General features: G+C 68.3%; 22 protein-coding genes and 4 tRNA genes. 17 read left to right on the forward strand and 9 right to left on the reverse strand.

All coding sequences use genetic code 11. The features are described 5' to 3' along the window. The first annotated feature begins 82 nt into the window (after positions 1 to 82). Positions 83 to 1,129 carry a glycosyltransferase family 9 protein gene (locus AC3A4E_RS11995; protein WP_487632067.1) on the forward strand — a complete coding sequence of 349 codons (1,047 nt, stop codon included), beginning with the start codon at positions 83 to 85 and terminating at the stop codon, positions 1,127 to 1,129. Continuing rightward, positions 1,129 to 1,503, forward strand: a complete 375-nt coding sequence (locus AC3A4E_RS12000; protein ID WP_487631681.1) for a hypothetical protein — start codon at positions 1,129 to 1,131, stop codon at positions 1,501 to 1,503. Before AC3A4E_RS11995 ends, AC3A4E_RS12000 begins: the two co-directional genes overlap by 1 nt. Positions 1,504 to 1,506: 3 nt before the next feature. On the opposite strand, the gene AC3A4E_RS12005 is transcribed toward AC3A4E_RS12000, so the two are convergent. Further along, the gene (locus tag AC3A4E_RS12005; protein ID WP_487631682.1) at positions 1,507 to 1,917 is read right to left on the reverse strand and encodes a DUF6165 family protein; all 411 of its coding nucleotides are present in this window, start codon (positions 1,915 to 1,917) and stop codon (positions 1,507 to 1,509) included. 113 nt (positions 1,918 to 2,030) lie between these two features. On the opposite strand from AC3A4E_RS12005, the gene AC3A4E_RS12010 reads away from it, so the two are divergent. Together AC3A4E_RS12010 and AC3A4E_RS12015 are read left to right on the forward strand one after the other, a co-directional pair. After that, positions 2,031 to 2,121: transfer RNA gene (locus AC3A4E_RS12010), tRNA-Ser, on the forward strand. A gap of 303 nt (positions 2,122 to 2,424) precedes the next feature. Beyond that, a complete protein-coding gene (locus AC3A4E_RS12015) occupies positions 2,425 to 3,129 on the forward strand; it encodes a PP2C family protein-serine/threonine phosphatase (protein WP_487631683.1) in 705 nt (234 codons plus the stop codon). A gap of 13 nt (positions 3,130 to 3,142) precedes the next feature. Here AC3A4E_RS12015 and dnaQ read toward each other — a convergent pair whose 3' ends face one another. From dnaQ to AC3A4E_RS12030, 3 genes are read right to left on the reverse strand one after another with little or no spacing between them, the layout of a single operon-like run. After that, the gene (gene dnaQ / locus AC3A4E_RS12020) at positions 3,143 to 3,859 is read right to left on the reverse strand and encodes a DNA polymerase III subunit epsilon (protein WP_487631684.1); all 717 of its coding nucleotides are present in this window, start codon (positions 3,857 to 3,859) and stop codon (positions 3,143 to 3,145) included. Between the two features lie 13 nt (positions 3,860 to 3,872). Beyond that, positions 3,873 to 4,319, reverse strand: a complete 447-nt coding sequence (gene rnhA / locus AC3A4E_RS12025; RefSeq protein ID WP_487631685.1) for a ribonuclease HI — start codon at positions 4,317 to 4,319, stop codon at positions 3,873 to 3,875. Between the two features lie 22 nt (positions 4,320 to 4,341). Further along, positions 4,342 to 4,995, reverse strand: a complete 654-nt coding sequence (locus tag AC3A4E_RS12030; protein WP_487631686.1) for a methyltransferase domain-containing protein — start codon at positions 4,993 to 4,995, stop codon at positions 4,342 to 4,344. A gap of 42 nt (positions 4,996 to 5,037) precedes the next feature. Here AC3A4E_RS12030 and gloB point away from each other — a divergent pair, with 42 nt between their 5' ends. Then, positions 5,038 to 5,802, forward strand: a complete 765-nt coding sequence (gene gloB / locus AC3A4E_RS12035) for a hydroxyacylglutathione hydrolase (RefSeq protein ID WP_487631687.1) — start codon at positions 5,038 to 5,040, stop codon at positions 5,800 to 5,802. An 11-nt stretch (positions 5,803 to 5,813) separates the two neighbouring features. After that, the gene (locus tag AC3A4E_RS12040) at positions 5,814 to 6,956 is read left to right on the forward strand and encodes a lytic transglycosylase domain-containing protein (protein WP_487631688.1); all 1,143 of its coding nucleotides are present in this window, start codon (positions 5,814 to 5,816) and stop codon (positions 6,954 to 6,956) included. Positions 6,957 to 7,043: 87 nt separating this feature from the next. Here AC3A4E_RS12040 and AC3A4E_RS12045 read toward each other — a convergent pair whose 3' ends face one another. Continuing rightward, entirely contained in the window at positions 7,044 to 9,023 is a 1,980-nt protein-coding gene (locus AC3A4E_RS12045; RefSeq protein WP_487631689.1) for a peptidyl-prolyl cis-trans isomerase, read from the reverse strand. A gap of 263 nt (positions 9,024 to 9,286) precedes the next feature. Between AC3A4E_RS12045 and AC3A4E_RS12050 the strand changes: the two genes are divergently transcribed. The 3 genes from AC3A4E_RS12050 to AC3A4E_RS12060 all read left to right on the forward strand — a co-directional run bounded on the left by AC3A4E_RS12050 (position 9,287) and on the right by AC3A4E_RS12060 (position 9,755). Next, a complete protein-coding gene (locus AC3A4E_RS12050) occupies positions 9,287 to 9,568 on the forward strand; it encodes an HU family DNA-binding protein (protein ID WP_159679230.1) in 282 nt (93 codons plus the stop codon). Between the two features lie 20 nt (positions 9,569 to 9,588). Further along, a tRNA-Val gene (locus AC3A4E_RS12055) sits at positions 9,589 to 9,663 on the forward strand. A gap of 15 nt (positions 9,664 to 9,678) precedes the next feature. Then, positions 9,679 to 9,755 (forward strand) — tRNA-Asp (locus AC3A4E_RS12060). A gap of 103 nt (positions 9,756 to 9,858) precedes the next feature. Here AC3A4E_RS12060 and AC3A4E_RS12065 read toward each other — a convergent pair. Further along, positions 9,859 to 10,158, reverse strand: coding sequence for a hypothetical protein (locus AC3A4E_RS12065; RefSeq protein WP_487631690.1), 300 nt, complete (start codon positions 10,156 to 10,158; stop codon positions 9,859 to 9,861). A 93-nt stretch (positions 10,159 to 10,251) separates the two neighbouring features. Between AC3A4E_RS12065 and AC3A4E_RS12070 the strand changes: the two genes are divergently transcribed. Next, positions 10,252 to 10,328 (forward strand) — tRNA-Asp (locus AC3A4E_RS12070). Between the two features lie 74 nt (positions 10,329 to 10,402). Here AC3A4E_RS12070 and AC3A4E_RS12075 read toward each other — a convergent pair. Together AC3A4E_RS12075 and AC3A4E_RS12080 are read right to left on the reverse strand one after the other, a co-directional pair. After that, positions 10,403 to 11,950, reverse strand: a complete 1,548-nt coding sequence (locus AC3A4E_RS12075) for a serine hydrolase (protein ID WP_487632068.1) — start codon at positions 11,948 to 11,950, stop codon at positions 10,403 to 10,405. 29 nt (positions 11,951 to 11,979) lie between these two features. Then, a complete protein-coding gene (locus AC3A4E_RS12080; protein ID WP_487631691.1) occupies positions 11,980 to 14,775 on the reverse strand; it encodes a TonB-dependent receptor plug domain-containing protein in 2,796 nt (931 codons plus the stop codon). A gap of 255 nt (positions 14,776 to 15,030) precedes the next feature. Here AC3A4E_RS12080 and AC3A4E_RS12085 point away from each other — a divergent pair, with 255 nt between their 5' ends. The 7 genes from AC3A4E_RS12085 to arsC all read left to right on the forward strand — a co-directional run bounded on the left by AC3A4E_RS12085 (position 15,031) and on the right by arsC (position 21,380). Then, positions 15,031 to 16,440 (forward strand): C40 family peptidase, encoded by a 1,410-nt coding sequence (locus AC3A4E_RS12085; protein ID WP_487631692.1) that lies wholly within the window; start codon positions 15,031 to 15,033, stop codon positions 16,438 to 16,440. A gap of 25 nt (positions 16,441 to 16,465) precedes the next feature. Next, entirely contained in the window at positions 16,466 to 17,563 is a 1,098-nt protein-coding gene (locus tag AC3A4E_RS12090; protein ID WP_487631693.1) for a dipeptide epimerase, read from the forward strand. After that, on the forward strand, positions 17,564 to 18,409 hold the full coding sequence (locus tag AC3A4E_RS12095) for a MurR/RpiR family transcriptional regulator (protein WP_487631694.1): 846 nt from the start codon (positions 17,564 to 17,566) through the stop codon (positions 18,407 to 18,409). It abuts the gene before it with no gap. 17 nt (positions 18,410 to 18,426) lie between these two features. Next, a complete protein-coding gene (locus tag AC3A4E_RS12100; protein ID WP_487631695.1) occupies positions 18,427 to 19,206 on the forward strand; it encodes a L,D-transpeptidase family protein in 780 nt (259 codons plus the stop codon). Next, complete coding sequence (locus AC3A4E_RS12105) at positions 19,203 to 19,670, forward strand: N-acetyltransferase family protein (RefSeq protein WP_487631696.1); 468 nt, start codon at positions 19,203 to 19,205, stop codon at positions 19,668 to 19,670. Before AC3A4E_RS12100 ends, AC3A4E_RS12105 begins: the two co-directional genes overlap by 4 nt. A 70-nt stretch (positions 19,671 to 19,740) precedes the next feature. Further along, positions 19,741 to 21,027, forward strand: coding sequence for a dicarboxylate/amino acid:cation symporter (locus tag AC3A4E_RS12110; protein WP_487631697.1), 1,287 nt, complete (start codon positions 19,741 to 19,743; stop codon positions 21,025 to 21,027). Then, positions 21,024 to 21,380, forward strand: a complete 357-nt coding sequence (gene arsC, locus AC3A4E_RS12115) for an arsenate reductase (glutaredoxin) (RefSeq protein WP_487631698.1) — start codon at positions 21,024 to 21,026, stop codon at positions 21,378 to 21,380. Before AC3A4E_RS12110 ends, arsC begins: the two co-directional genes overlap by 4 nt. 21 nt (positions 21,381 to 21,401) lie before the next feature. On the opposite strand, the gene AC3A4E_RS12120 is transcribed toward arsC, so the two are convergent. Continuing rightward, the gene (locus AC3A4E_RS12120) at positions 21,402 to 22,976 is read right to left on the reverse strand and encodes an FMN-binding glutamate synthase family protein (protein ID WP_487632069.1); all 1,575 of its coding nucleotides are present in this window, start codon (positions 22,974 to 22,976) and stop codon (positions 21,402 to 21,404) included. Between the last annotated feature and the right edge of the window lie 48 nt (positions 22,977 to 23,024).

Raw genomic sequence — 23,024 nt, forward strand, 5'->3', positions numbered from 1 at the left:
AGTCTATCAAGCCTTGACGCCCGCCCAGCCCGGTTCCGACACCTCGACACGGGCTTACGGCCCGGGTGCCACGCCACGTTCGATCTGTCTGCTGCGCCTGTCGGCGCTCGGCGATGTCACGCATGTGCTGCCGCTGATCCGGACCCTGCGTGCCGCATGGCCCGACGTCGCGCTGACCTGGGTGATCGGCAAGGGCGAGCACCGCCTGCTCGAAGGCCTGCCCGGCGTGGACTTTGTGGTCTACGACAAGAAGGCCGGTATCGCCGGCATGCGCGCGGTGCGGCGCGAACTCCGGACGCGACTGGGCGCGGCCGGGCGGTTCGACGTGCTGCTGCAGATGCAGGTCGCCGCGCGCGCGAACCTGCTGTCGGCCTTCATTCCCGCCCGGGTGCGCGTGGGCTACGACGCGTCGCGCTCCAAGGATCTGCACGGGCTTTTCATCAACACCCGCATTCCCGATCGCCCCGGCATCCATGTGCTCGATGCCCTGGGAAGTTTCTGCGAACCGCTGGGGCTGCGGCAGGACCGCGTCGAATGGGATGACATGCCGGTGCCCGCCGAGGCCTTCGACTGGGCGCGCGCGCAGTGGCCGGACGATGGCCGCCCGGTGCTGATGATCTCGCCATGCTCCAGCCATGTGCGTCGCAACTGGTACCCGGATCGCTACGCCGCGCTCGCCGATCACGCCGCCGATGCCGGCTGGCGCATCGTGCTGTGCGGGGGCCGCAGCGATCTGGAGCGGCAGACCACCGACGCGATCCTCGCAGCGATGCGCCATGACGCGCTCGATCTGGTCGGCAAGGACACGCTCAAGCAGCTGCCTGCCCTCCTGTCGCGCGCACAGTTGCTGGTCACGCCCGACTCCGGCCCGATGCACATCGCCAACGCGATGGGCACCAAGGTGCTGGGCCTGCACGCGGCCAGCAATCCCGAACGCAGCGGCCCGTATTCCGACCGCCGCTTCTGCGTGGATCGCTACGACGATGCCGGCCGCAAGTTCCTCGGCAAGCCGGCCGCGGATCTCAAATGGGGCACGAAGATCGAGTTCGACGATGTGATGGCACTGGTCACCGTGGACGACGCGATCGACGCCTTCGAACGCCGCCGTGCCGATCTGGAGCGCAGCTGATGGATCCCATCGTCGCCGGCCTGCTCGCCACTCTCGTCGGCGCGATCGTCGGCGGTGGGGTCAGCTTTCTGCTCAACCGGCAGTTGCACGCGCAGCAGCTCGAGCGTCTGCGCACCGAACACAAGACCGAGTTCGCCGCCGAGGACACCGCCCGGCATTTCCTCGGCCATCGCGGCTACACCGACCGCTCCTTCGACGTGCTGCGCAAGCATCTGGGCGGTTTCGAGGACGACGAACTGCGGCGCATCCTCGTGCGCGCCGGCGCCGTGCGCACCTATCGCGATGACGGCAGCGAATGGTGGCGGCTGCTCAGCCGCATGGACGAGTACATCGAACAGAAGGCGCGGCGCGCGGACGCGGCCGCCAACGACTGAGACTCAGGGCGCGGCCTTGCCGCCCCGGTAGTCGGCATACGACTTCTCTTCGACGTAGGCCGAGCCCAGCGCCAGATTGATCGCCTTCTTGACGCGCGCGCGCTCGTCGTTCTCGAAATAGACGCTGCGCGCCAGCCGCACGAATTCGTCTCCGAACTCGCCGGCACGCTCCTTGACCCGTACCTCGTCCTCGATGTCCCACAGGCGCTCGTTGACCGCCTTGAGTTCGGCGCGCAGACGCACGATGTCGTGCCCGGCTGCCGGATGCGCCATCCAGGTCTGCTCCAGTGCGCTCAGCTCGGTCCGGACATTCGCGAGCTTCGCCGGATCGTCCATCCGCTCGGACTTGATCTGCAGGATCGAAAGCTTGTCGAGGAGTTCGCCGAACGAAACGGGGACGATGATTTCGGACATGGACAGCGCCGTGGAGGTGAACGGGCCCGCCAGTGTAACGCCGCGCTTGTCGCCCACGCGGAGCGCCCGTATCATTGCGCCCCCGGACGCCGCGAGGCGATCGGGGACCATCTGGAGAGGTGGCAGAGCGGTTGAATGTACCTGACTCGAAATCAGGCAGGCGTTAATAGCGCCTCGGGGGTTCGAATCCCCCCCTCTCCGCCAGATTCGCAAACGCCCCGCAAGGGGCGTTTTGCGTTTCTCGGCAGCGCGGGACGGGTGCGGCGGATCGATCACGCCGGATACCGGCACCGGAACGGATGACCCGACGCAACGCGCCATGCGCACGATGCTTGCCCTATGCTCACGGACGGGTCCACCGTCACAATGCAGAATGCGCCAGCCTTCCCCGCTCCGGACCTTCTCTATCGTGCCTCCCATCGACTGCCGGGCCGCACTGGCCGCACACGGCGTATCGACGCGTTGTGAGCGTCAGACACCCCAGTCCGGCGCTGCCAGGGGATCCGCATGATCGAGTTCGGCCACCTCACGCACATGGGGCTGCGACGGGACCTCAACGAGGACACCTACTACGGCGACAGCGAGCTCGGGCTGTGGCTGGTGGCCGACGGCATGGGCGGCCACGAGTACGGGGAAGTCGCCAGCGCACTCGCGCGCGAGACCATCGTCCGCGAGATCCGCCAGGGGACGTCGCTGCCGCAGGCGATCCGGATCGCGGACGAGGAGATCATCCGCGCCTCGCGTCGGCGCAACGACAGCCTGCCGATGGGCACGACGGTCGTGGCCGCGCGCGTGACCGGCAACCGTTTCGAAGTGGCCTGGGTCGGCGACAGCCGGGTGTACCTGTGGCGCGACGCCAAGCTTGTGCAGCTGTCGCAGGACCACAGCTACGTGCAGGAACTCATCGCGCAGGGCGCGATCAGCATCGACCAGGCCCGCAGCCATCCGCATCGCAATGTGGTGACCCAGGCCCTGGGCGTCACCGACCCACAGACGCTCAACGTCGAGACCCTGTCGGGCGAACTGACGCCAGGCACCCAGCTGCTGCTGTGCAGCGACGGCCTGACCGAGGAAGTCGACGACCGCGCGATCTCGCGCGTGCTCGCGCATACCGAATGCAGTGCGCAGGAATGCGCCGACGGTCTGGTGGCCGCCGCACTCGATGGCGGCGGCTCGGACAACGTCACGGTGATCCTGATCCGCCAGCACTGAGCTCTCGGGGAACTCAGGCCGGCTCGGCCTCGGCCACCGGCTCCCACAGGCACTGCCCTGCCCGCTTGCGGATCGCTTCCACGCGCAGCAGATGGGCGGCGAGGTCGTCGGCCGGCACCGCCAGCACCGGGCGCACGCCGGTCGGCTGCGCCATCACCATATGCCGCGCGGCCCTGCCCGGCTCTTCCACCGCACCGAAGCCGATCTCGTGCTGGCCGGCAGTCAGTGACAGGTACACCTCGGCCAGCAACTGTGCATCGAGCAGTGCGCCGTGCAGCTGGCGATGCGCGTTGTCGACGCCGAGCCGGCGGCACAGCGCATCGAGCGAGTTGCGCTGGCCCGGATAGCGCTGGCGCGCGAGCAGCAGCGAATCCTCCACCGTGACCCGCTGGCGCAACGTGCCGTACCCCGGCCCCAGCAGCGACAGCTCGTTGTCGAGGAAGCCGACGTCGAAGGCCGCGTTGTGGATGATCAGCTCGGCGCCTTCGACGAAGTCGAGGAACGCGTCGGCGATCTCGGCGAACGGCGGCTTGTCGGCGAGGAACTCCAGACTCAGGCCGGTGACCTCGGCCGCGCCCTGCTCGAAGTCGCAGTCGGGCTTGATGTACTGGTGGTAGGTACGGCCGGTCGGGCGGCGCTCGACCAGTTCCACGCAGCCGATTTCGACGACGCGGTTGCCCTTCTTCCATTCCAGGCCGGTGGTTTCGGTATCGAGGACGATCTGGCGCATGCGTGTCCTCCGGTCAGGCGGCGGCGGTGCGCTGTTCGCGCGCGGCGGCACTGGCGAGCGCGTCGACGCGCTCGTTCTCGGGATGGCCGGAATGGCCCTTCACCCAGCGCCAGTCGATCTGGTGGCGCTCGCAGGCGACCTGCAGCCGCTGCCACAGATCCTGGTTCTTGACCGCGCCGCCACCGGCGGTCTTCCAGCCGCGCTTGATCCAATTGCGCATCCACTCCGTGATGCCCTGGCGCATGTACTGGGAATCGGTGTGCAGCACGATCTCGCAGGGTTCGCTCAGCGCTTCGAGCGCGGCGATCGCCCCCATCAGTTCCATGCGGTTGTTCGTGGTCCGCGGCTCGCCGCCCGACAGCTCACGCTCGATTTCCTTGTAACGCAACAACGCGCCCCAGCCACCCGGGCCGGGATTGCCGAGGCAGGCGCCATCGGTATAGATCTCGATCGACTTCATCGGTGTTCCGGAAAAAAGGGAGTCATGCCGCCGAAGCGGCCGCCGGCAGTGCCAGCGTGCGCCGGCTGCGCACCGGCGTCAGCGGCAGGTGGCGCTTCTGCCCGCGCAGGGCATAGGCCGCACGCAGGCCCGGACCGTTCTGGTCGCCGGCAACCGCATCGATCCGCCAGGTCGGGCCCACGCCTCGCGAGACCGCATCCGGCGCAAGCCCCGCCTCGCGCATCCGGCGGCGCCACGCCAGCGGTTCGGGACTGGCCAGCCCCGCGCCGCGCCAGCGCCAGCGATACGGCGTCAGCGGATTGAGAGCCAGCACCCACAGGTGGCCGCCCGGCGCCAGGACGCGTGCGGCCTCTTCCAGCAGATCCATCGGATCCTGGCGGCTGCCCACGACATGCTGCAGGACCACCGCACCGAAGGCCTCGCTGGGCAAGGGCAAGGGCACCGTGCAACGCACCGGCCCGTCCAGACGGTCACCCCGCCGGACCAGGCACAGGCCACGGCCGTCGACGTGCAGATCCGGCGCCGCAGGCGCCAGCCACAGCCAGGGCAGGCCCGGGTGCGAGCCGAGCGCCTCGGCAACCAGAGCGTGCTCGCTGTCGAGAATCGCGCGGCCGGCCGGAGTCTCGAACCAGTCGCAGGCGCTGCCGGGTTGACCGGCCGGGGAGATCGCGGGCATGGTCGGCATTGTAATGGCTTCCAGCCGCCGAGCCCGAGATCCATGCGACTGCAGCCACTGCCCGCCTTCGACGACAACTACATCTGGACGCTCACCGATGGGTCCGGGGCAGCCGTGGTGGTCGATCCCGGCGAGGCCGGCCCGGTGTTCGAGGCAGCCGACAACGGCCTACGACCCGCCGCCCTGCTGCTGACCCACCATCATGCCGACCACATCGGGGGCGTGGACGCGTTCCTGGCACGCTGGCCCGACCTGCCGGTGTTCGCGCCGGACGACCCGCGCATCCCGCAGACAACGGTGCGTCTGGGGCACGGAGACGTGGCCGCGTTCGCTGGATGGCAGTTCGATGTGATCGGTGTGCCCGGCCATACGCGCAGCCACATCGCCTTCCACGGACACGGTCACCTGTTCAGCGGGGATGCCTTGTTCAGCCTCGGCTGTGGACGGATGTTCGAAGGTACGCCGGCCCAGATGCTGGCTTCACTGGATCGCCTGTCGATCCTGCCCCCCGACACACTGGTCTGCTGCGGCCATGAGTACAGCCGCGCCAACGCCGCCTTCGCGCGTGTGGTGGACCCGGACAACGCGGCGCTGCGGCGACGCGAACAGGAGATCCTCGAGATGCGCAGCGCTTCGCGCCCCACCCTGCCCGTGACCCTTGCCAGCGAACTGGACTGCAATCCCTTCCTGCGCGTCGACAGCCCTGCGATCCGGGCGGCCGTCGCGGATCACGCGGGTGCAGCACTGTCCGATCGCGTGGATGTGTTCGCCGGCTTGCGGCGATGGAAAGACGGCTTCCGCGCATGAGGGCCCGACGCATGACCCGGTTGGCGGCGGCATTGCTGGTCTTCGCGGTGCCGGCCTCCGTCGGCCTCGCGTCCGATGCGCCCGCCGCTCCGGTGCCTGCGCCCGCCGCCGCCCCTGCCGCAACACCGCCTGCCCTGACCCGCAACGGCCAGGACGTCTACCAGCGGTTCCTGGAAGGCCTCTCGGAACCGGACTGCAGTGAAGCCGCGACCGGCCGCTGGCGCTCGCACTTCGCCCACGTGCCCAGCCAGCTCGCCGCGCGGGGTACCGATGTGCTGCCGCTGTTCTCGTATGTGGTGGAAGAGGTCCGCGCGCAGCACCTCCCGACCGAGTACGCACTGATCCCGTTCGTGGAGAGCGGCTATCGCCCCGGCGCACGCAGCGCTTCGGGCCCGGCAGGTCTGTGGCAGTTCATCGCAGTCACCGCACGCAACCACGAGATCCCGATCCGCCCCGGCTATGACGGACGCCTGTCACCGGCCGACTCCACCCGCGCCGCGGTCCGCTACCTCAAGACGCTGCATGGCATGTTCGCGGGCGACTGGCGCCTCGCGGTCATGGCCTACAACGCCGGCGAGTACCGGGTGTTCGGTGCGCTCAAACGTGCCGGGCAAGAAGCCCGCAACGCCACGCCCGACACGCTGCCGGTCCCGCAGCTGACCCAGGCCTACGTGCGGAAACTGCATGCCCTGTCCTGCCTGATCAAGGAAGCCGGCACGCAGGAGACCTGGATGGCGGCGATGGACCGCGAAGTGCCGGCGTTGACCGCGATTCCCGTGCCCGACGGCATCCGCGATCTCGATACGCTCGCGACGCGCCACGAGACAGACGCCGCGCGCCTGAAGCGACTGAACCCCGCGCACGCCGACGGCCGCCTTGCGCGGATCGGCCAGCCGGTCAACGTGCTGGTGCCGCAGGCCGCAGCCGCGCCGCCGGTCTTCATGGCCGAGGCACCGCCCGGGTTCGATGGACCGCCCGTTGCTGGTGCCCCGGAGACCGCGGCCAGTCGCACCCACACGGTCGTGCGCGGAGACTCGCCGTGGTCGATCGCCAGGCGCTATGGCCTCCGCACGCAGGAGCTGCTGACGCGCAACGCACTCGATGCCGGCAGCGTATTGCGGCCGGGTATGGAGCTGCTGATCGACGAGCGCTGACTGGCGCGACGGGTCGCCGGCCCGCATCCACACACCATGAAAAAAGCCCGGCGCGAGCCGGGCTTTTTCGTGTGCCGCGAAGCGTTCTTACATGCGCGCTTCGTTGACCGTGATCTTCATCTGGCGGCGCAGACTGCGCTGCATGACCTCGGCGTCCTCGTTGCCGAGCAGGCTGCCGAGCTGCTGACGCAGCATCGTCTTCTCCTGCTCCGGCGCCTCGTCGGGGTTGCCGGGCTCGACACGGGTCACTGCGAACACGACCGCAGTACCGTCGGGCAGCATCACGCTGCCAGGCGTTGGCGTGTCGCCGGTCGGCGGCGTGGCACGGAAGTACGCCTGGTTGGCGGTCACATCCGGCACCGGCGCACCGCGCGGCACACCCGGAACGTCCTGCGCCTGCAGCGAGCGCTCGCCTGCCAGTGCCTGCAGCGTCTTGCCTGCTGCAAGTTCGGCCACCATCGCATCGGCAGCCTCTTGGGCCTGCTTGCGGGCACGATCGGCACGGATCTCGGCGATCACCCGGTCACGCACCTGGTCCAACGGCTGCGCGCGCTCGGGCGTGTGGCTGGTGACACGGATGAACACCGTGCGGCTCGGGCCGATCTCGATCGGGTCGCTGACCGTACCGTCCTGCGTCAGTGCATCGGAGAACGCCGCCTGCACCACCGCATTGTTGGCGGCGATGCCACTGCCGGCGCCCCGCGCGAACGGGGCGATGGTCTGGATCTGTACACCACCGGCTGCGGCCGCAGGTTCCAGCGACATCGGATTGCGGTTGATCTCGTCGACGACGCGACCGACCTGCTCGTTGTAGGCGCGCGAGCCGTCGCCGTCGCGGACTTCCCGCTCCATCTGCTCACGCACGTCTTCGAACGCCACCGGCGTACCGGCGTCCACGTCCCGCAACTGCAGCACGTGCCAGCCGAAGTCCGTGCGCACCGGAGCGCTGACCGAACCGGCCTGCATCGCGAACAGGGCGTCCTCGAACGGGCCGGTCATCATGCCGGTCTCGACCCAACCCAGATCACCACCGCCGTCCTTCGAACCCGGATCGTCGGAGTTCTCGCGCGCCAGGGCGGCGAAGTCGGCGCCCGGCGCCTGCGCTCTGGCCGCGATGTCGGCGGCCTTCTTCTGCGCCGCCTGCTGCGTCGCTTCGTCCGCGCCGGCCGGCACCTCGATGAGGATGTGCGATGCCTGGCGGCGCTCGGCCGTCGCAAAGCGCGACTTCACCTGTTCGAAATGCGCACGCGCCTCGGCCTCGTCGACCGTCGCGCCTTCATCGCCGGCGGCAGCCTGCACGTCGATGTATTCCAGCGCGACCTTCTCAGGCTCGCGATAGCGCGCGACATGCGTGTCGTACCAGGCCTGCTGGTCGGCATCGGCAACCGCCGACGCGTCGACTGCCGGCGACGGCACCATGACGAAGCTCACGTCACGACGCTCGCCGAGCAGGCGCATCAGGCGCTCGGCCTCGCCATCGGTGACGAATGCGGTTTCGGCGATCGCCTGCGGCACCAGTGCACGCTGCAGATCGATCCGGATGCTTTCCTGAAAATCGCGCGGCGTGCGCGGCGGCTGCGAAGACTGCAGCGCCATCTGGTAGAGCTGCGGATCGAAACGGCCTTCCACCTGGAATGCCGGGATCGAACGGATGATCTCCTGCACCTGGGCATCACCCACGACGATCTTCGCCCGGTCTGCGGCCAGGCCGAGCACCGCACGGTCGATCAGCTGTTCGAGCACTTCACGCTTGCTCTCCATCGTCTCGAACGCGCGCGCATCGAACGCTTCGCCTTCCTGCTGGCGACGCTGCTCGCGCACGCTGTCGAAGGTCAGCCGGAATTCCTCGGCACTGACTTCGGTGGAGGTCCACGCCACCTTGCGCACCAACCAGACGTCGGGCGCGGACTGCCACCACTTGGGGGGTGCCTCGACCTTGGCCGCATAGTCGGCATTGTTCTGGAACAGATACTGCTCCATCCCGAAGAACGCGAACGGAATCGCAAGCAGCGCCACGATGGCGATGGCGATCCAACCACTGGTCTTATCTCGAAGCGCTTGCAGCATGGGTCCGGACACGTCATGGCGAGCCGCCCAGTGTACCTGCAAGCCCTCGCCTCCGCAGGCCGGTGCGGCGGCAGGCGGCCCGCCGGGACCGCGATTGCGCCGGTTCAGTCGCAGGCCGGTCTGCGGTCGTAATCGCCAGCGTCATCGCGTACCATGCGCGCCTGACCGGAACCCCCGTCCGGCCCCCGCAGCGCATAGCGCGGCCGGCCGGATGCTCCAGACGTACGACACGTCGCTATCTCAAGAAGAAGAGGAATTCACTGATGGCAAACCTCACCAAGTCCGACATCATCGCTTCGGTTGCCGAGAAGTCCGGCCTGTCGCGCGCCGACGCTGGCCGTGCCGTCGACGGCCTGCTCGACACGATCACCGAGGCGCTGAAGAACGGCGACGCGGCCAACTTCGTCGGCTTCGGTTCGTTCGTTGCCCGTCCGCGCGCTGCGCGCACCGGCCTGAACCCGCAGACCAAGGAGCCGATCCAGATCGCCGCTTCGACCGTGCCTGCGTTCAAGGCTGGCAAGGCGCTGAAGGATGCAGTAAAGTAAGCGGCTCGATTGTTCCGCATGGGTGCTTAGCTCAGCGGTAGAGCGTCTCCTTTACACGGAGAGGGTCGGGGGTTCGAAACCCTCAGCACCCACCAAGAGTTTCAAAGCGCGGAGCGGTAGTTCAGTTGGTTAGAATGCTGGCCTGTCACGCCGGAGGTCGCGGGTTCGAGTCCCGTCCGCTCCGCCAATCTACAAGCAAAGAACCCTGCAGAGATGCGGGGTTTTTTGTGCGCGTCTTTTTTTCGAGGCGTGCATTGCGAAGCGGGCGCTGCGTGGTCGATGGCGGGGTTTCAGATGCACGCATCGACATGGGGGGCCCGCTCGCAAATTCGGTGCTCCTTTTTGCGCCCTCTCGAAAACACGCTCGCGACGGTCTTCGCATTGGTGCTGCACGCGAACGCGCAGTCCCGGGCGGGCATCGACATCGAGCGGCGCGCGACCAGCAGCCACGATGATCGCGTCATTCCTCTTCGAAGCGCCTCGCGCTTGCCGATCGCTTGAACCGCGCGTCCGAACGCATCGCATCTCGCGCGATAGAAGACGTCGCGTGCGACGACGTGCCACATGCTGCAGGCGATGCCGACCCGCATTGCGAGCCGAGTCGAAGCCACCTCGGACACCGCGAAAAAAAGTGCGCGCAGCCTCTTCCCAAGCCCGAAGTTTCATGTAGAATCTCGCGCCTTGGAGCGGTAGTTCAGTTGGTTAGAATGCTGGCCTGTCACGCCGGAGGTCGCGGGTTCGAGTCCCGTCCGCTCCGCCATTTGCAAGCGAAAACCCCTGCAGAAATGCAGGGGTTTTTCGTTTGTGTCGACGTCGATTCCCGAGAGCCCGGCGCTACCGGCAATCGCCTTCGCGTACGAACGCGAGATCCTCGAAGTCGTAGCTGAAGTCCGCGTCCGGATCGACCTTCGCCATGTGCAGCGCGGTCGCCCTGCCTTGCGCCGGCGATGTGACGAGCCACGCGTCGACGTCCACATCGGCGTCCCGCCAACGCACCTGCAGGCGATCGTCGACGACGACCACGTCGCCCTGTAGTCTCGGCGAGCGCTCGGACACGAAGCGCAGGCCATCTCCGTGCGGACACACGTCGATGCTGCCGAACCACGGATCGCGCCAGCGCCCGGCGACGTTCGCGATCTGTCGCGCGGTCGGCGTGCGCGCCGCCATTCGCGTGTCGACCGCTGACGTGCCGCTGGCCGCACGCTCCCTTGCGAGCAGATCGGCGTAATACGCGACACCGTGCGCGCCAGCTGCGCCGGTGAACTGTTTGACCAGCGCCTGCATCAACACCGTGCGCGCTTCGTCCGCATCGCCGTTGATCAGCACGACGATGCCGACACCGCGCTCGGGCAACAGCGTCAGCGCGGAGTACATGCCCTTGAGCGTGCCGGTGTGCGAGACCTTCGACGTGCCGTCGACATCGGTCAGCCGCCAGCCGTAGCCATAGGCCGAGAAATGGCTGCGATCCCACGCACGCATGCGCGCACCCAGCGGCATCGGCATGTGCGCCGTCCACGCGGCATCGCGTTGCGCCTGCGACAGCCACGGGCGTTCGGCGTGCGCGTTCCCGGTATCGAGCCAGACCTGCGCCCAGCGCAGCATGTCGTCGAGGCTGCAGCGCAGTCCGCCAGCGGCCATCATCGGCTCGTCGGGAATCGTCGCGTCATCGGCGCGCACCACGACATTGCGTCCGTCGATGCGCGCATGCGGCTGGGCGACATTGCCGACGGCGTCGCGCGACCAGCTGCCGGCCTGGCAGCGCGTCATGCCGAGCGGTTCGAAGACTTCGCGCCGCACCAGCACATCGAACGGCACGCCGGTCACGGCGGCCGCCACTTCGCCGGCGACGATGTAAAGCGTGTTGTCGTAGGCGTAGCGCGAGCGGAAGCTCCAGCGCGGCTGCAGATGACGCAGGCCGTGGATGACCTCCGCGCGGGTGAAGCGGTTCGGCGACGGCCAGAGCATCAGATCGCCGGCGCCCGGGCCGAGCCCGCTGTTGTGGATCAACAGATCGCGCAACTGGATTTCGCGCGTGACCCAGTCGTCGGCCATGCGGAAATCGGGCAGGTGTCGCACCACCGGATCGTCCCAGCGCAGCAGACCGGCATCGACCTGGCGGGCCAGCACCGCCGCGGTCATGGCCTTGCTGTTGGAGGCGATCTTGAACAGCGTGGCCGCATCGACCGGCTCGCCCTGCCCTGCGCGCAGTTCACCGCGCGTGTGGCGCAGCACCACCTCGCCATCGACGACGACGCCCACCGCGATCCCGGGCAGCGCATAGCGTGCGACCGCATCGTCGACCAGCGACGCGAGCCGTGCAGGATCTCCCTGCACATCGCGCGCGCCCGCCTGCCCCGTGACGGCGAGGCAGCCGATCAACATCCAGCGCGCGATGCGCGTCGGCACGACTGTCAGAAATCGAACGTGATGTTGGCGAACACCTGGCGCCCGATCGCGCTGTAGCTGCTGGCGAAGTACGGCCACGCGGTATGCGAGTCGTCGCGCGGCGGCATTTCATCGAGCAGGTTGAGCACGCTGATGCCCAGCGTCACGTCGTCGGTGATGCGACGCGAGACGTCGGCGTTCCAGATCACGTAGCCCGACGTGCGGCCCGGCAACACGTTGCCGTTGTAGTTCGGCCGGCTGCCGTAGCGGTAGCCGTAGAGGCTGGTGTTCCACGCATCGTTCGACCAGCTGGCGCGCCAGTTCGCGCGGCTGCGCTGGCTGTTGTACTCGACGGTGCTGCGCACGTCGCGCGGCGCTTCGTCGCCGAACTGCGCGACTTCGAATTCGAGCACGTGGGTGTAGCCGGCCTGCAGGTTCAGATCGCCCCAGCGGCCGAATTCGAGACCGTAGCGCAGCGAGGCGTCGAGGCCTTCGGTGCGCATCAGCGAGGCATTGATCGGGTACGTCGCGAAGCGGGTGATGCGACCTTCTGGATTGAGGTCGGACACCACGCGCTGCACGGCGCCGGCGTAGAACTGGCAGGCCTGCGAATTCGTGTCGACCGCAGCGCCATTGCGATCCTGTCCGAGCCGGCAATTCGCTTCCTGCTCGAGGTAGTAGCTGTTCGACAGCGTCTGCACCCGGCCTTCGAGCTCGATGCGGTACCAGTCGACGCTCGCCGACAGGTTCGGCAGCACGTCCCAGACCACACCCAGCGTCGTCGATTTGCCCTTCTCTTCTTCGAGCAGCGGGTTCGACGACTGCGTCATGTAGGTCTGGTAATTGAACGCCGCGGTGCAGGCGGGCGTCTCGGGGGCGATGCCGTTGAGCCGGCACAGGTACTCGTCGTCGACGATCGGGTTGGAACCTGTGGTGCCGGCATAGATCCACAGCAGATCCGGCGCACGGAAGCTGGTGGCATGCGCGCCACGCAGCAGCAGGTTGCGAAACGGACGCCATTCCAGGCCTGCCTGCCAGGTCACCGCGTCATCGACGGACGTGATGTCGTCGTACTTGTCGTAACGGCCGGCGAGCGTGGCTTCGAGACGTTCGAACACCGGCACGCGGAATTCGAGGCCCAGTGCGAACCGGTCGCGCGGGCCGCCGCCAGGCGTGCTGGTCAGGTTGTAGACGCGGTCCGGGCCGGTGTAATCGACGGTCGTGCGGGGATCGGGTGTCAGCGAGTACTCCTGCTTCGCGGCTTCGAGCACCGCCGCCATCTGCAGCGGCCCGGCCGGGAGATCGAACAGCGGACCACTGAAGACGAATTGCGCCTGGTCGGACTTCGACACGCCGTCGCTGACCACCGTGGTGGTGAGCTGGTCGTACAGCGCGGCGGAGCCGGGCGCGAACAGACGGTCGGTGTAGAACTCGCGGATCTCGTTGCCGTCCGGCGCGATGCCCAGCACCGGACCCATGTAGTAATCGCGCACGGCGCGGGTGAGGAAGCGCGGACGCGTGGTGGTGATCTCGAAGCGCGACGAGGTCAGGCTCACGTCCCAGTCGAAGCGGCCGTCGGCCAGCGTGCCGCGCAGGCCGGCGTTGATCGACCACGCACGTTCGTCGTACTCGATGTACTTGGTGCCGCCCACTTCACCGGGCAGGAAGATGCGCTGCGCAGTGACGAGACCACGTACGGGATCGCGCACGGTGAACGGGCCTTCGCCGATGTAGTAGTGCGTCTGGCTGGAACTCTTGTCGTTGGAATCGCTGCCCAGCAACTGTGCGTACCCGGTGACCGTATCGCTGAAATCGAAGCTGCCCGACACATAGGCCGAGGTCTTGCCGTAGGCGTTCTGGATCGAACGCGCGTCGTAGTAACCGAGCGCACCGCAGCGATTGGGCACCGCGACGGTCGTGGCCGAATGGAAGGGCACGAAATCCGGATTGGTCGCGTCGCAGGCGTCCAGCAGCGCCTGGTAGGACGGCGACAGCGCGCCGGCATCGTTGCGCCACAGATAGTTCTGGCCGGCGCGGAAGTAGACGCCGCTGATCGATGCGGTCGGCCGTTCGGGATTGGTGCGGTACTGCGGATGCGCCAGATAGGTGAGATCGCGCTGCGAGGCGACGATCTCTTCGCGGTCCAGCCGCTCGAACGCGTAGGTCAGGCTCCAGCGATCACCGGTGCGCCCGCCGGTCCACTGGAACAGGCCGGTGTCGCCACCGCCCTGCGTGGCCGTGCCACCGCGCAGACGGATCGTGTCACCGCTGAAATTCTCCTTGGTGATGATGTTGACCACGCCGGCGACCGCGTCCGATCCGTAGATCGCCGAGGCGCCGCCGCTCATCACTTCGATGCGCTCGATCGCTGCCGCCGGAATGCTGCCCAGGCTCACCGCGGTGCCGTTGGAGCCGTAGGGCTGCGGATAGTCGGCCAGACGCTGGCCGTTGAGCAGGATCAGCTGGTAACCCGGCCCCAGCCCGCGCAGATTCATGAACTGCCCGTTCGGCGAATTACCGGTCTGGTCGGACTCGTTGAGCGTGTTGCCGGTGAACTGGGTCAGCGTGCCCAGCGATTCCCAGACGGTGCTGAAGCCCTGCTTCTGGATGTCCTCGGCAGTGATCACGGTGACCGGCGCCGGGCCCTCGATTTCGGTACGCGCGATGCGCGAGCCGGTGACCTGCACCTGGTCGAGCGTGCTGACGCGTTCGTCGGTGGTCGAGGTCTGCGCATGGACGATCGCAGGCGCGGCCAGTGCCAGCAGCAGCGCGGCGCTCAGGCGGCGGAGGACAGGCGGGTGCGAAGCGGGCTGACAGGACATGCGGAACAGACTCCCCAGTTGGCGTGGCGACACGGCGCACGCAGCCGGCAGGTCACACCGGTGCGGCCGACATCGAAAGCAACCCGGCCGCCCCGGAGGGCCCCCTTACCGGACGGGCATGACCACGTGATTACCACCCGTGATGAATCGGTGTCAATTATTTATTCCAGCTTGTCCTGAGGCAGAAAACAAATATTCTCGAACCCTCGACCGCAGACCGGTGCGCCGTCCCGCGCACCGACCGCAGGAGCCGCGATGCCCTCGATCCGACTGTCCCCGCTCGCCGTCCGCTGCACGCTGGCCACGCTGCTGACCCTGGCCGCGTTGCTGCCCGCGCCCGGCGCGACGCACGCCGCATCGCCCGCGCCTGCGATTCCCGGCCTCGCTGCGCCGATGCAGAGCCCGGACTTCTGGATCGCGCGACTCGAGGCGCCGGAGGCCGTGGTCCTCGACGGCACTGCGATCGATGCGCAGAACGCGACGATGCGGCGCGACGATGCGTCGATCCACGATCCACTCGCCCTGCCCGATCGCCTCGACCGGCGCACTGTCGCCGGTTGGATCGAATCCCTCTCGAAGCGCCCCACGGCGCCACGCTTCACCGTCGACGGCCCGGTCGATGCCGCGACGCTCGATGCCTGGATGCAGGCACTCGCGCTCGACGTCCTGCCCGCGCAGGTGACGCCGCGTTTCGGTCTCGTCACGCGTCGCGCCGACCTGCGTGCGTTTCCGACCGCAACACGCGTCTTCAGTCGTCCCGGCGACACCGATATCGACCGCTTCCAGGAAGACGCGCTGTTCCCCGGCGCGCCGGTCGCGGTGCTGCATGCCAGCCGCGACGGCCACTGGCTGTTCGTGGTCAGCGAACGCTATCGCGCCTGGGTGCAAGCGGCACACATCGCGATCGGCACGCGCGACGCCGTCGCCAGCTATGCAGCACGCGCGGCCGACGGTGTCGTCGTCACGGGTGCCACCGCGCGTACGGTGTTCACCCCCGAAGCGCCCGGGGTCTCGGACGTCCAGTTGGAAATGGGCGTGCGTGTCCCGCGCGCCGACTGGGACGCCACCCGCGTCCTGCACGGCCAGGTACCGGCGTTCGGTCACATCGTCGAACTGCCGGTACGCGGCGACGATGGCGCGCTGTCGTTCGCGCCGGCGCTGCTGCCGGCGTCCGCCGATGTCGCCGACGACGTGCTGCCCTACACGCGTGCCGCACTGATCCGCCAGGCCTTCAAATTCCTCGGCGAACGCTACGGCTGGGGGCATACCTACAACGCGCGCGACTGCAGCGGTTTCGTGTCGGAGATCTACCGCAGCTTCGGCATCCTGCTGCCGCGCAATACCAGCGCCCAGGCGACGAGTGCCGCGTTGAACCGCATCGAGGTGCCGGCCGACATGCCGTATGCGCAGCGGCTGCAACTGCTGCGTGACGCCGACGTCGGCGACATGGTGTTCATTCCCGGGCACGTGATGATGGTCATCGGCCACGTCGACGGCGAGCCCTGGGTCATCCACGACACCGCCGGCATGAGCGTGCGCGACGCCGACGGCACCATCGCGCGCATTCCGCTCAATGGCGTCGTGGTCACGCCGGTCACGCCGATGCTGTCGGGCGAAGACGGCACCACCATCGACCGCATCACCAGCATCCAGCGCGTGCGCTGATGCGCGCGCCCGACCGGACACCCCGATGAAGATCACCGATATCCGGCTGGGCATGCTGCGCGTGCCTCTGAAGACGCCGTTCAAGACCGCGCTGCGCACCGTGGAGAACGTCGAAGACATCGTGGTCTCCATCCACACCGACAGTGGCCACACCGGTTACGGCGAAGCCGCCCCCACAGCCGTCATCACCGGCGACACGCACGGGGCCATCGTCTCGGCCATCTCCACGGTCATCGCGCCACGGTTGATCGGACGCGAGATCGCCGACCTCAACGCGCTGACCCGTCTGGTGCAGACCGCTCTGGAACGCAACACCAGCGCGAAGGCCGCGGTCGAGATCGCGCTCTACGACCTGTTCGCGCAACTGCACGGCGCACCGCTGTATCGCATCCTCGGCGGTGGCGACCCGGTCATCAGTACCGACATCACGATCAGCGTCGACTACATCGACAAGATGGTCGCCGATGCGATCTCGGCAGTGGAGCGCGGCTACGGCTCGCTGAAGATCAAGATCGGCAAGGACATGGGCGTCGACCTGGAGCGCATCCGGGCGATCCACGCGGCCGTCGACGGCCGCGCACTGCTGCGGCTCGACGCGAATCAGGGCTGGACGGCGAAGCAGGCGGTGTACGCGATGCGTCAGCTCGAGGACGCCGGCATCGCGCCCGAACTGCTCGAGCAGCCGGTCAAGGCCCACGACCTGGCCGGGCTGAAGTATGTGACCGACCGGGTACACGTGCCGGTGATGGCCGATGAAAGCGTGTTCGGTCCGGTCGAGCTGATCGAGCTGATCCGCATGCGCGCCGCCGACATCGTCAACATCAAGCTGATGAAGACCGGCGGCCTGTCGAACGCGATCAAGCTCGCCGACATCGCCGGCCTGCACGGCGTGGACTGCATGATCGGCTGCATGATCGAGAGCAGCATCAGCGTGGCGGCCGCAGCGCATCTTGCGGTGGCCAAGGCCGACATCATCACCAAGATCGACCTCGATGGCCCGTCGCTGTGTGCATGGAACCCTGTGGAGGGCGGCGTGTCGTTCGACGAGGCCGAGATCTCGATCGGCGATGCGCCCGGCCTCGGCATTCTGGGTGTGCGCGATCTGCAGCCGATCGCCATCTGAGTGGATGCTGCGTCACCCCTGCTGAAGATCCGGGCCGAGCGCGATCGCCTGTCCGCGATCGAGCGCAGGATCGGTGATTTCGTGCTCGAGAACGCGCACCTGCTGCGCGATTACTCGTCGCAGCAGCTCGCCGGCGCGCTCGGCATCAGCCAGTCGAGCGTGGTGAAGTTCAGCCAGAAGCTCGGCTTCCGCGGATATCCGGATCTCAAATTCTCGATCGGCGAATCCGTGGCCCGTGCACGCGAACCCGACGCGGTCGCCCTGGAGGCGCCGGCGCAGGCGCCAACGATTGCGGACGCGCTCTGGCAGGCCAAGACCCAGGCTGACGCGGCGACACGCTCGATCAACCCCGATGCCGCCTTGCGGACGATCGCGGTCCTGCTGCACGCGGCAGGCCGCGTGGTGGTGGTCGGCTCGGGTGAAGACAATCTGGCCGCACGCGCATTCGCACTGCGGCTGTCCCTGCTCGGCGTCGCCGCGGCCTACCACCCCGACCCCGCACTGGCCGCCGCGCAGGTGGCCACGCTCGGCGAAGGCGATGTACTGGCGCTGTTCTCCGAGCAGGGCCAGCAACCGGCGTTGCTGCAGCTCGCCAGGCTTGCGCATGAACGCAATGCACGCGTGCTGTCGGCGACGCGCCACTCCAGCAATCCCCTGCGCGCACGCGCCGACCATCCGCTGCTGGTCTCGGCGCACGACGCGCAGCCGCACGTCGCGATGCTGCTGTACCAGGCCACGCTGCAGCAGTTGCTCGACGTCGTCGTGGTCCACCTGTGCGCACTGCCGGGCCGGCACGCATCGCTCGTCGACCACCAGGCGCGGATGCGGCGCCTGCTCGATCCATGAACCACGAGACCTGTCCCATGCCACGCCCACGAGTCCGCGCCTGCCTGGCGCCTCTGCTGATGACCTGCCTGATGCTCGCCGCCTGCAGCGGTGCCTCTAGACCCGGGCCGGCGCCACTCGCAGGCGCCCACCAGCTCGTCGTGGTGACACCCGCGGACTGGGACGCGACACAGGCCCGCATGCAGCGGTTCGAGCGCGATGACGATGGGGGCTGGCGCAGCGTCGGTACGGTGGAGCCGGTGATGCTCGGCCGCAGCGGCAGTGCCTGGGGACTGGGCGTGCATCCGGCGCAGACGGGCAAGCCACAGAAGCACGAAGGGGACGGCCGCGCACCGGCCGGCGTGTTCGCGATCGGCGAGGCCTTCGGCTACGCCCCCACCGGTATCGGCGCTCTGCCCTACCTGCCGATGCAGGCCTCGCACTCCTGCATCGACGTGCCGGCCTCGCCGCTCTACAACCGCATCGTCGACGAGAAGGATGTCGGCGCGGCCGCGGTGGAAGGCTCGAGCGAGCGCATGCGCCTCGATCTGCACAACGACGGCGACGTGCGCTACCGCCAGGGCTTCGTCATCGCACACAACGCGCAGGGCGAAGCCGGTCGCGGCAGCTGCATCTTCGCGCACCTGCTGCGCCGGCCTGACGAGACCACGGCCGGCTGCACGGCGATGGGCGATGCGGCCATGGAGACGCTGCTGGGCTGGCTGGACCCGGCGCGCACGCCGCGGTTCGTGCTGCTGCCCGAAGCGGAGTACGCGCGCCTGCAAGCCGCCTGGCAGCTGCCGGCACTCGCACCATGAGCGCGACGACAGAACTGGTTTCCCGCATCGCCACGCTGGACGACCTGCCCGCAGTACTCGACATGATGCGGGCCTTCTACATCGAGGACCGCCTGCACTTCGAGGATGTCGCCACGCCGCGCGCGGTGTCGGCGCTGCTGTCCGACCCCGGCTGCGGCGCGTTTCTGCTGCTCGGTGCCGACGGGACTGACGGATACCTCGCCCTGACCCGCGGCTTCAGCCTCGAACAGGGCGGTCACCACGCCCTGCTCGACGAGCTCTACATCGCGCCGGCCGCGCGCGGTCGTGGACTCGGCGCGCAGGCGCTCGAGATCGCCAGCACGCAGGCGCGCGTCTGGGGCGTCCCCGTGCTGCGTCTGGAAGTGCATCACCACAATCCGCGCGCGAAAGCGCTGTACCTGCGCGCGGGTTTCGTCGACGGCCACCGCGACACGCTCGCGCTCGATCTGGGCGCGGTCGCCTGATGCACCGGCGACCGCGCGGCCATCGCGCCGCATGGCATGCTGCTGCGGTCCGTCGAACCGGCCGCGCGCCATGACCGAAGCTGTTCCCGCACGTCGCACCCTTCCCGCCTCGGTCCGCGTGCTGCTGGCGTTGCTGGCCGGCGCGGTGGTCGGTCTCTCGCTCGCGGCCTGGAATGCCGATACCGCCCTGCGCGTCGCCGAGTTCGCGCAACCGATCGGCAAGCTCTGGCTCAACGCGCTGCAGATGACCGTCGTGCCGCTGGTCGCGGCACTGGTCGTGGTCGGCATCAACGGCGCGGCCGATGCGGCCGCATCAGGTCGCAATGCACGCATGGCGATGGCGACGTTCGCGGTGCTGCTGGCGGTCTGCGGCACCTTCGCCGCGATCGCCGCACCGGCGCTGCTGTCGCTGGTACCGCGCGATGACGCGCTGGTCGCCGCGTTCCGCGCCGCGATCCAGGCGCCCGAGGTCCTGCCGCAGGCGCCGAGCTTCGGCCTGTGGATCACCAGCGTGATTCCGAGCAATGCGATCGCCGCGGCTGCCGCCAGCGCGATGCTGCCGCTGGTCGTGTTCTCGATGTTCTTCGGCTTCGCGCTGACCCGGCTCGAACCCGAACGCCGGATGCGGATGCTCGACCTGGTGCGCACGATCGGTGACGCGATGATCGTCGTCGTGCGCTGGGTGCTGTGGGCCGCGCCGGTCGGCGTGTTCGCGCTGGTGTTGGCGGTCTGCGCGCATGTCGGCCTCGGCGTGCTGACCGCGCTGGGGTACTACATCGCGCTGCAGTGCGTGCTGTATGTGGCGATCACCATGCTGATGTACGTGGTCGCCGTGACGGTCGCCGGCGAGCGCCTGCCGCGCTTCGCGGCCGCGCTGCTGCCGGTGCAGGCGATCGCCGCAAGCACGCAGTCCTCGCTCGCGTCGTTGCCGGTGATGGTCGACAGCGCGCGCAACCGCCTCGGCTATCCGCTGGCGGTGACCTCGCTGGTGCTGCCGATGGCGGTGTCGCTGTTCCGCATCGCCAGCCCCACGCAGTATCTGAGCGTCGTGGTGTTCATCGCCTGGATGTACGGCGCCGCCCTGGGGCCAGCGCAGCTGGCGGTCGCGGTCGGCCTGAGCATCGTCATCAGCATGGGCTCGGTCGGCCTGCCGGGCCAGGTGAGCTTCATGACCAACAACCTGCCGGTGACGCAGGCGATGGGCCTGCCGGTCGAGCCACTGGGTGTGCTGCTCGCCGTCGACACCCTGCCCGACGCCTTCGCCACCGTCGCCAATACCACCGCTGACGTCACCGCGACGGCCGTCGTCGCCCGCCACGGCAGCGCGTCGTCCCTTCCGAATCTTCCACCGACATGACCGACACCTGGACCCTGCTGCACAACCCGCGCTGCTCGAAGTCGCGCGCCGCGCTCGATCTGCTGCAGACACGCGGCATCGAGCCTGATGTCGTGCGCTATCTCGACACGCCGCTGGATGCCGATGCACTGCGCACGCTGCTGGGTCGGCTCGACATCGCGCCGCGCGCCCTGCTGCGCACCGGCGAAGACGCTTACCGCACGCTCGGCCTCGATGATGCGGCCACCGATGACGACGCAATCGTGGCCGCCATGGCCGCGCACCCGGCGCTGATCGAACGCCCGATCCTGATCCGCGGGGAACGCGCGGTCATCGGTCGTCCGACTGAGCGCCTGCTCGCGCTGCTCGACTGAGCCGCACGCGCCGCCGACGCGTCAGTGGGTCTGCTTGGCGACGTGCATCGCCGATGCGCGTGCAGGCGGCGCAAAGCTGTCGGCGCGCGCGCTCGGCCAGAAGGTCTTGAACACCGCGTGCTCGGGCACGCCGGTGAGCAGCTCGCCCGGCTCGAGGAAGCGGTACAGCGCCGCGAGCGAACGCACCTCCGTCGGCGAGACGCGGCGCAGGATGTGTTCGGGTCCGATCTGCATCGGATGTTCCAGCCCCGCCGCGCCGATCATGTCGCGCAGCGCCTTGAGCGTGTTCTGGTGGAAGTGGAACACGCGGTTGGCCTTGTCCGGCACGTCGAGCAGGCGCCAGCGCGCCGGATCCTGCGTGGCGACGCCGGTCGGGCAATGATCGGTGTGGCACGTGCGTGACTGGATGCAGCCCAACGAGAACATGAAGCCGCGGCCTGCATTGCACCAGTCCGCGCCCATCGCCAGCGTGCGCGCGATGTCGAAACCACTGGTGATCTTGCCGGCGGCACCCACGCGGATGCGGTCGCGCAGACCGATGCCCACCAGCGTGTTGTGCACCAGCATCAACGCTTCCTGCAGCGGCAGGCCGACGTGGTTGATGAACTCCGACGGCGCTGCGCCCGTGCCGCCTTCCGCGCCGTCGACGACGATAAAGTCGGGCAGGATGCCGCTGTCGAGCATGGCGCGCGCAATGCCGAACCATTCCCAGGGATGTCCGATCGCCAGCTTGAAGCCCGCCGGCTTTCCGCCCGACAGCGTACGCATGCGGTCGACGAATTCCAGCAGGCCGAGCGGCGTGGAGAACGTCGTGTGCGCGGCGGGTGACTCGCAATCCTGCCCGACCGGAATGCCGCGCGTGCGGGCGATCTCCGGGGTGACCTTGGCACCGGGCAGCATGCCGCCATGGCCGGGCTTGGCACCCTGCGAGAGCTTCAGTTCGACCATGCGCACCTGCGGCTCGGCCGCATGCCGCGCGAACAGGTCTTCGTCAAAGCGCCCCTTGGCATCCCGGCAGCCGAAGTAGCCAGAGCCGATCTCCCAGACCAGATCGCCACCATGCTCGCGGTGGTAATCCGAGATCGCGCCCTCACCGGTGTCATGGAAGAAATTGCCGCGCTTCGCGCCGAGGTTCAGCGCGCGCACCGCGTTGGCCGACAGTGAACCGAAACTCATTGCCGAAATGTTGAACACGCTGGCGGTGTACGGCTGCGCCCGCTCGTCGCCGATCGGGACACGGAAGTCGTGCGACGCGGCATGCGCAGGCACCAGCGAATGGTTGATCCACTCGTATTGCGTGCCGTACATCGGCAGCTCGCTGCCGAACGGCACCACATCGCTGACGTTCTTCGCACGCTGGTAGACCAGCGCACGCTGCTGCCGCGAGAACGGGACCTCGTCCTGGTCATCCTCGATGAAGTACTGGCGGATCTCGGGACGGAACGCTTCGAGCCCGTAGCGGAAGTGCGCGGTCAGCGGATAGCTGCGGCGCAGCGTCGCGCGCGTCTGGAACAGATCGACGGTCCCCAGCACCGACAGCGCCAGCAACGGCACCGCGGCGATCGCCCAGCCCATCGACTGGTGCAGCAAGGCCATGACGATCGAGAGCAGCGCCATGACGACGACGACTGCGAATGTGAGATA

Source organism: Luteimonas sp. Soil_N_1 (assembly GCF_057656255.1).

What these genes read in the sequence shown, in the direction of transcription:
- AC3A4E_RS12075 (WP_487632068.1), bottom strand. Translation starts at nt 11,950, where the DNA reads ATGTTGATCGGCTGCCTCGCCGTCACGGGGCAGGCGGGCGCGCGCGAT.
- AC3A4E_RS12000 (WP_487631681.1), top strand. Translation starts at nt 1,129, where the DNA reads ATGGATCCCATCGTCGCCGGCCTGCTCGCCACTCTCGTCGGCGCGATC.
- AC3A4E_RS12040 (WP_487631688.1), top strand. Translation starts at nt 5,814, where the DNA reads ATGACCCGGTTGGCGGCGGCATTGCTGGTCTTCGCGGTGCCGGCCTCC.
- AC3A4E_RS12120 (WP_487632069.1), bottom strand. Translation starts at nt 22,976, where the DNA reads ATGGCCTTGCTGCACCAGTCGATGGGCTGGGCGATCGCCGCGGTGCCG.
- arsC (WP_487631698.1), top strand. Translation starts at nt 21,024, where the DNA reads ATGACCGACACCTGGACCCTGCTGCACAACCCGCGCTGCTCGAAGTCG.
- AC3A4E_RS12105 (WP_487631696.1), top strand. Translation starts at nt 19,203, where the DNA reads ATGAGCGCGACGACAGAACTGGTTTCCCGCATCGCCACGCTGGACGAC.
- AC3A4E_RS12110 (WP_487631697.1), top strand. Translation starts at nt 19,741, where the DNA reads ATGACCGAAGCTGTTCCCGCACGTCGCACCCTTCCCGCCTCGGTCCGC.
- gloB (WP_487631687.1), top strand. Translation starts at nt 5,038, where the DNA reads ATGCGACTGCAGCCACTGCCCGCCTTCGACGACAACTACATCTGGACG.
- AC3A4E_RS12015 (WP_487631683.1), top strand. Translation starts at nt 2,425, where the DNA reads ATGATCGAGTTCGGCCACCTCACGCACATGGGGCTGCGACGGGACCTC.
- AC3A4E_RS12050 (WP_159679230.1), top strand. Translation starts at nt 9,287, where the DNA reads ATGGCAAACCTCACCAAGTCCGACATCATCGCTTCGGTTGCCGAGAAG.
- dnaQ (WP_487631684.1), bottom strand. Translation starts at nt 3,859, where the DNA reads ATGCGCCAGATCGTCCTCGATACCGAAACCACCGGCCTGGAATGGAAG.
- AC3A4E_RS12100 (WP_487631695.1), top strand. Translation starts at nt 18,427, where the DNA reads ATGCCACGCCCACGAGTCCGCGCCTGCCTGGCGCCTCTGCTGATGACC.
- AC3A4E_RS12005 (WP_487631682.1), bottom strand. Translation starts at nt 1,917, where the DNA reads ATGTCCGAAATCATCGTCCCCGTTTCGTTCGGCGAACTCCTCGACAAG.
- AC3A4E_RS12080 (WP_487631691.1), bottom strand. Translation starts at nt 14,775, where the DNA reads ATGTCCTGTCAGCCCGCTTCGCACCCGCCTGTCCTCCGCCGCCTGAGC.
- AC3A4E_RS12045 (WP_487631689.1), bottom strand. Translation starts at nt 9,023, where the DNA reads ATGCTGCAAGCGCTTCGAGATAAGACCAGTGGTTGGATCGCCATCGCC.
- AC3A4E_RS12085 (WP_487631692.1), top strand. Translation starts at nt 15,031, where the DNA reads ATGCCCTCGATCCGACTGTCCCCGCTCGCCGTCCGCTGCACGCTGGCC.
- AC3A4E_RS12030 (WP_487631686.1), bottom strand. Translation starts at nt 4,995, where the DNA reads ATGCCCGCGATCTCCCCGGCCGGTCAACCCGGCAGCGCCTGCGACTGG.
- AC3A4E_RS12090 (WP_487631693.1), top strand. Translation starts at nt 16,466, where the DNA reads ATGAAGATCACCGATATCCGGCTGGGCATGCTGCGCGTGCCTCTGAAG.
- AC3A4E_RS12065 (WP_487631690.1), bottom strand. Translation starts at nt 10,158, where the DNA reads ATGCGGGTCGGCATCGCCTGCAGCATGTGGCACGTCGTCGCACGCGAC.
- rnhA (WP_487631685.1), bottom strand. Translation starts at nt 4,319, where the DNA reads ATGAAGTCGATCGAGATCTATACCGATGGCGCCTGCCTCGGCAATCCC.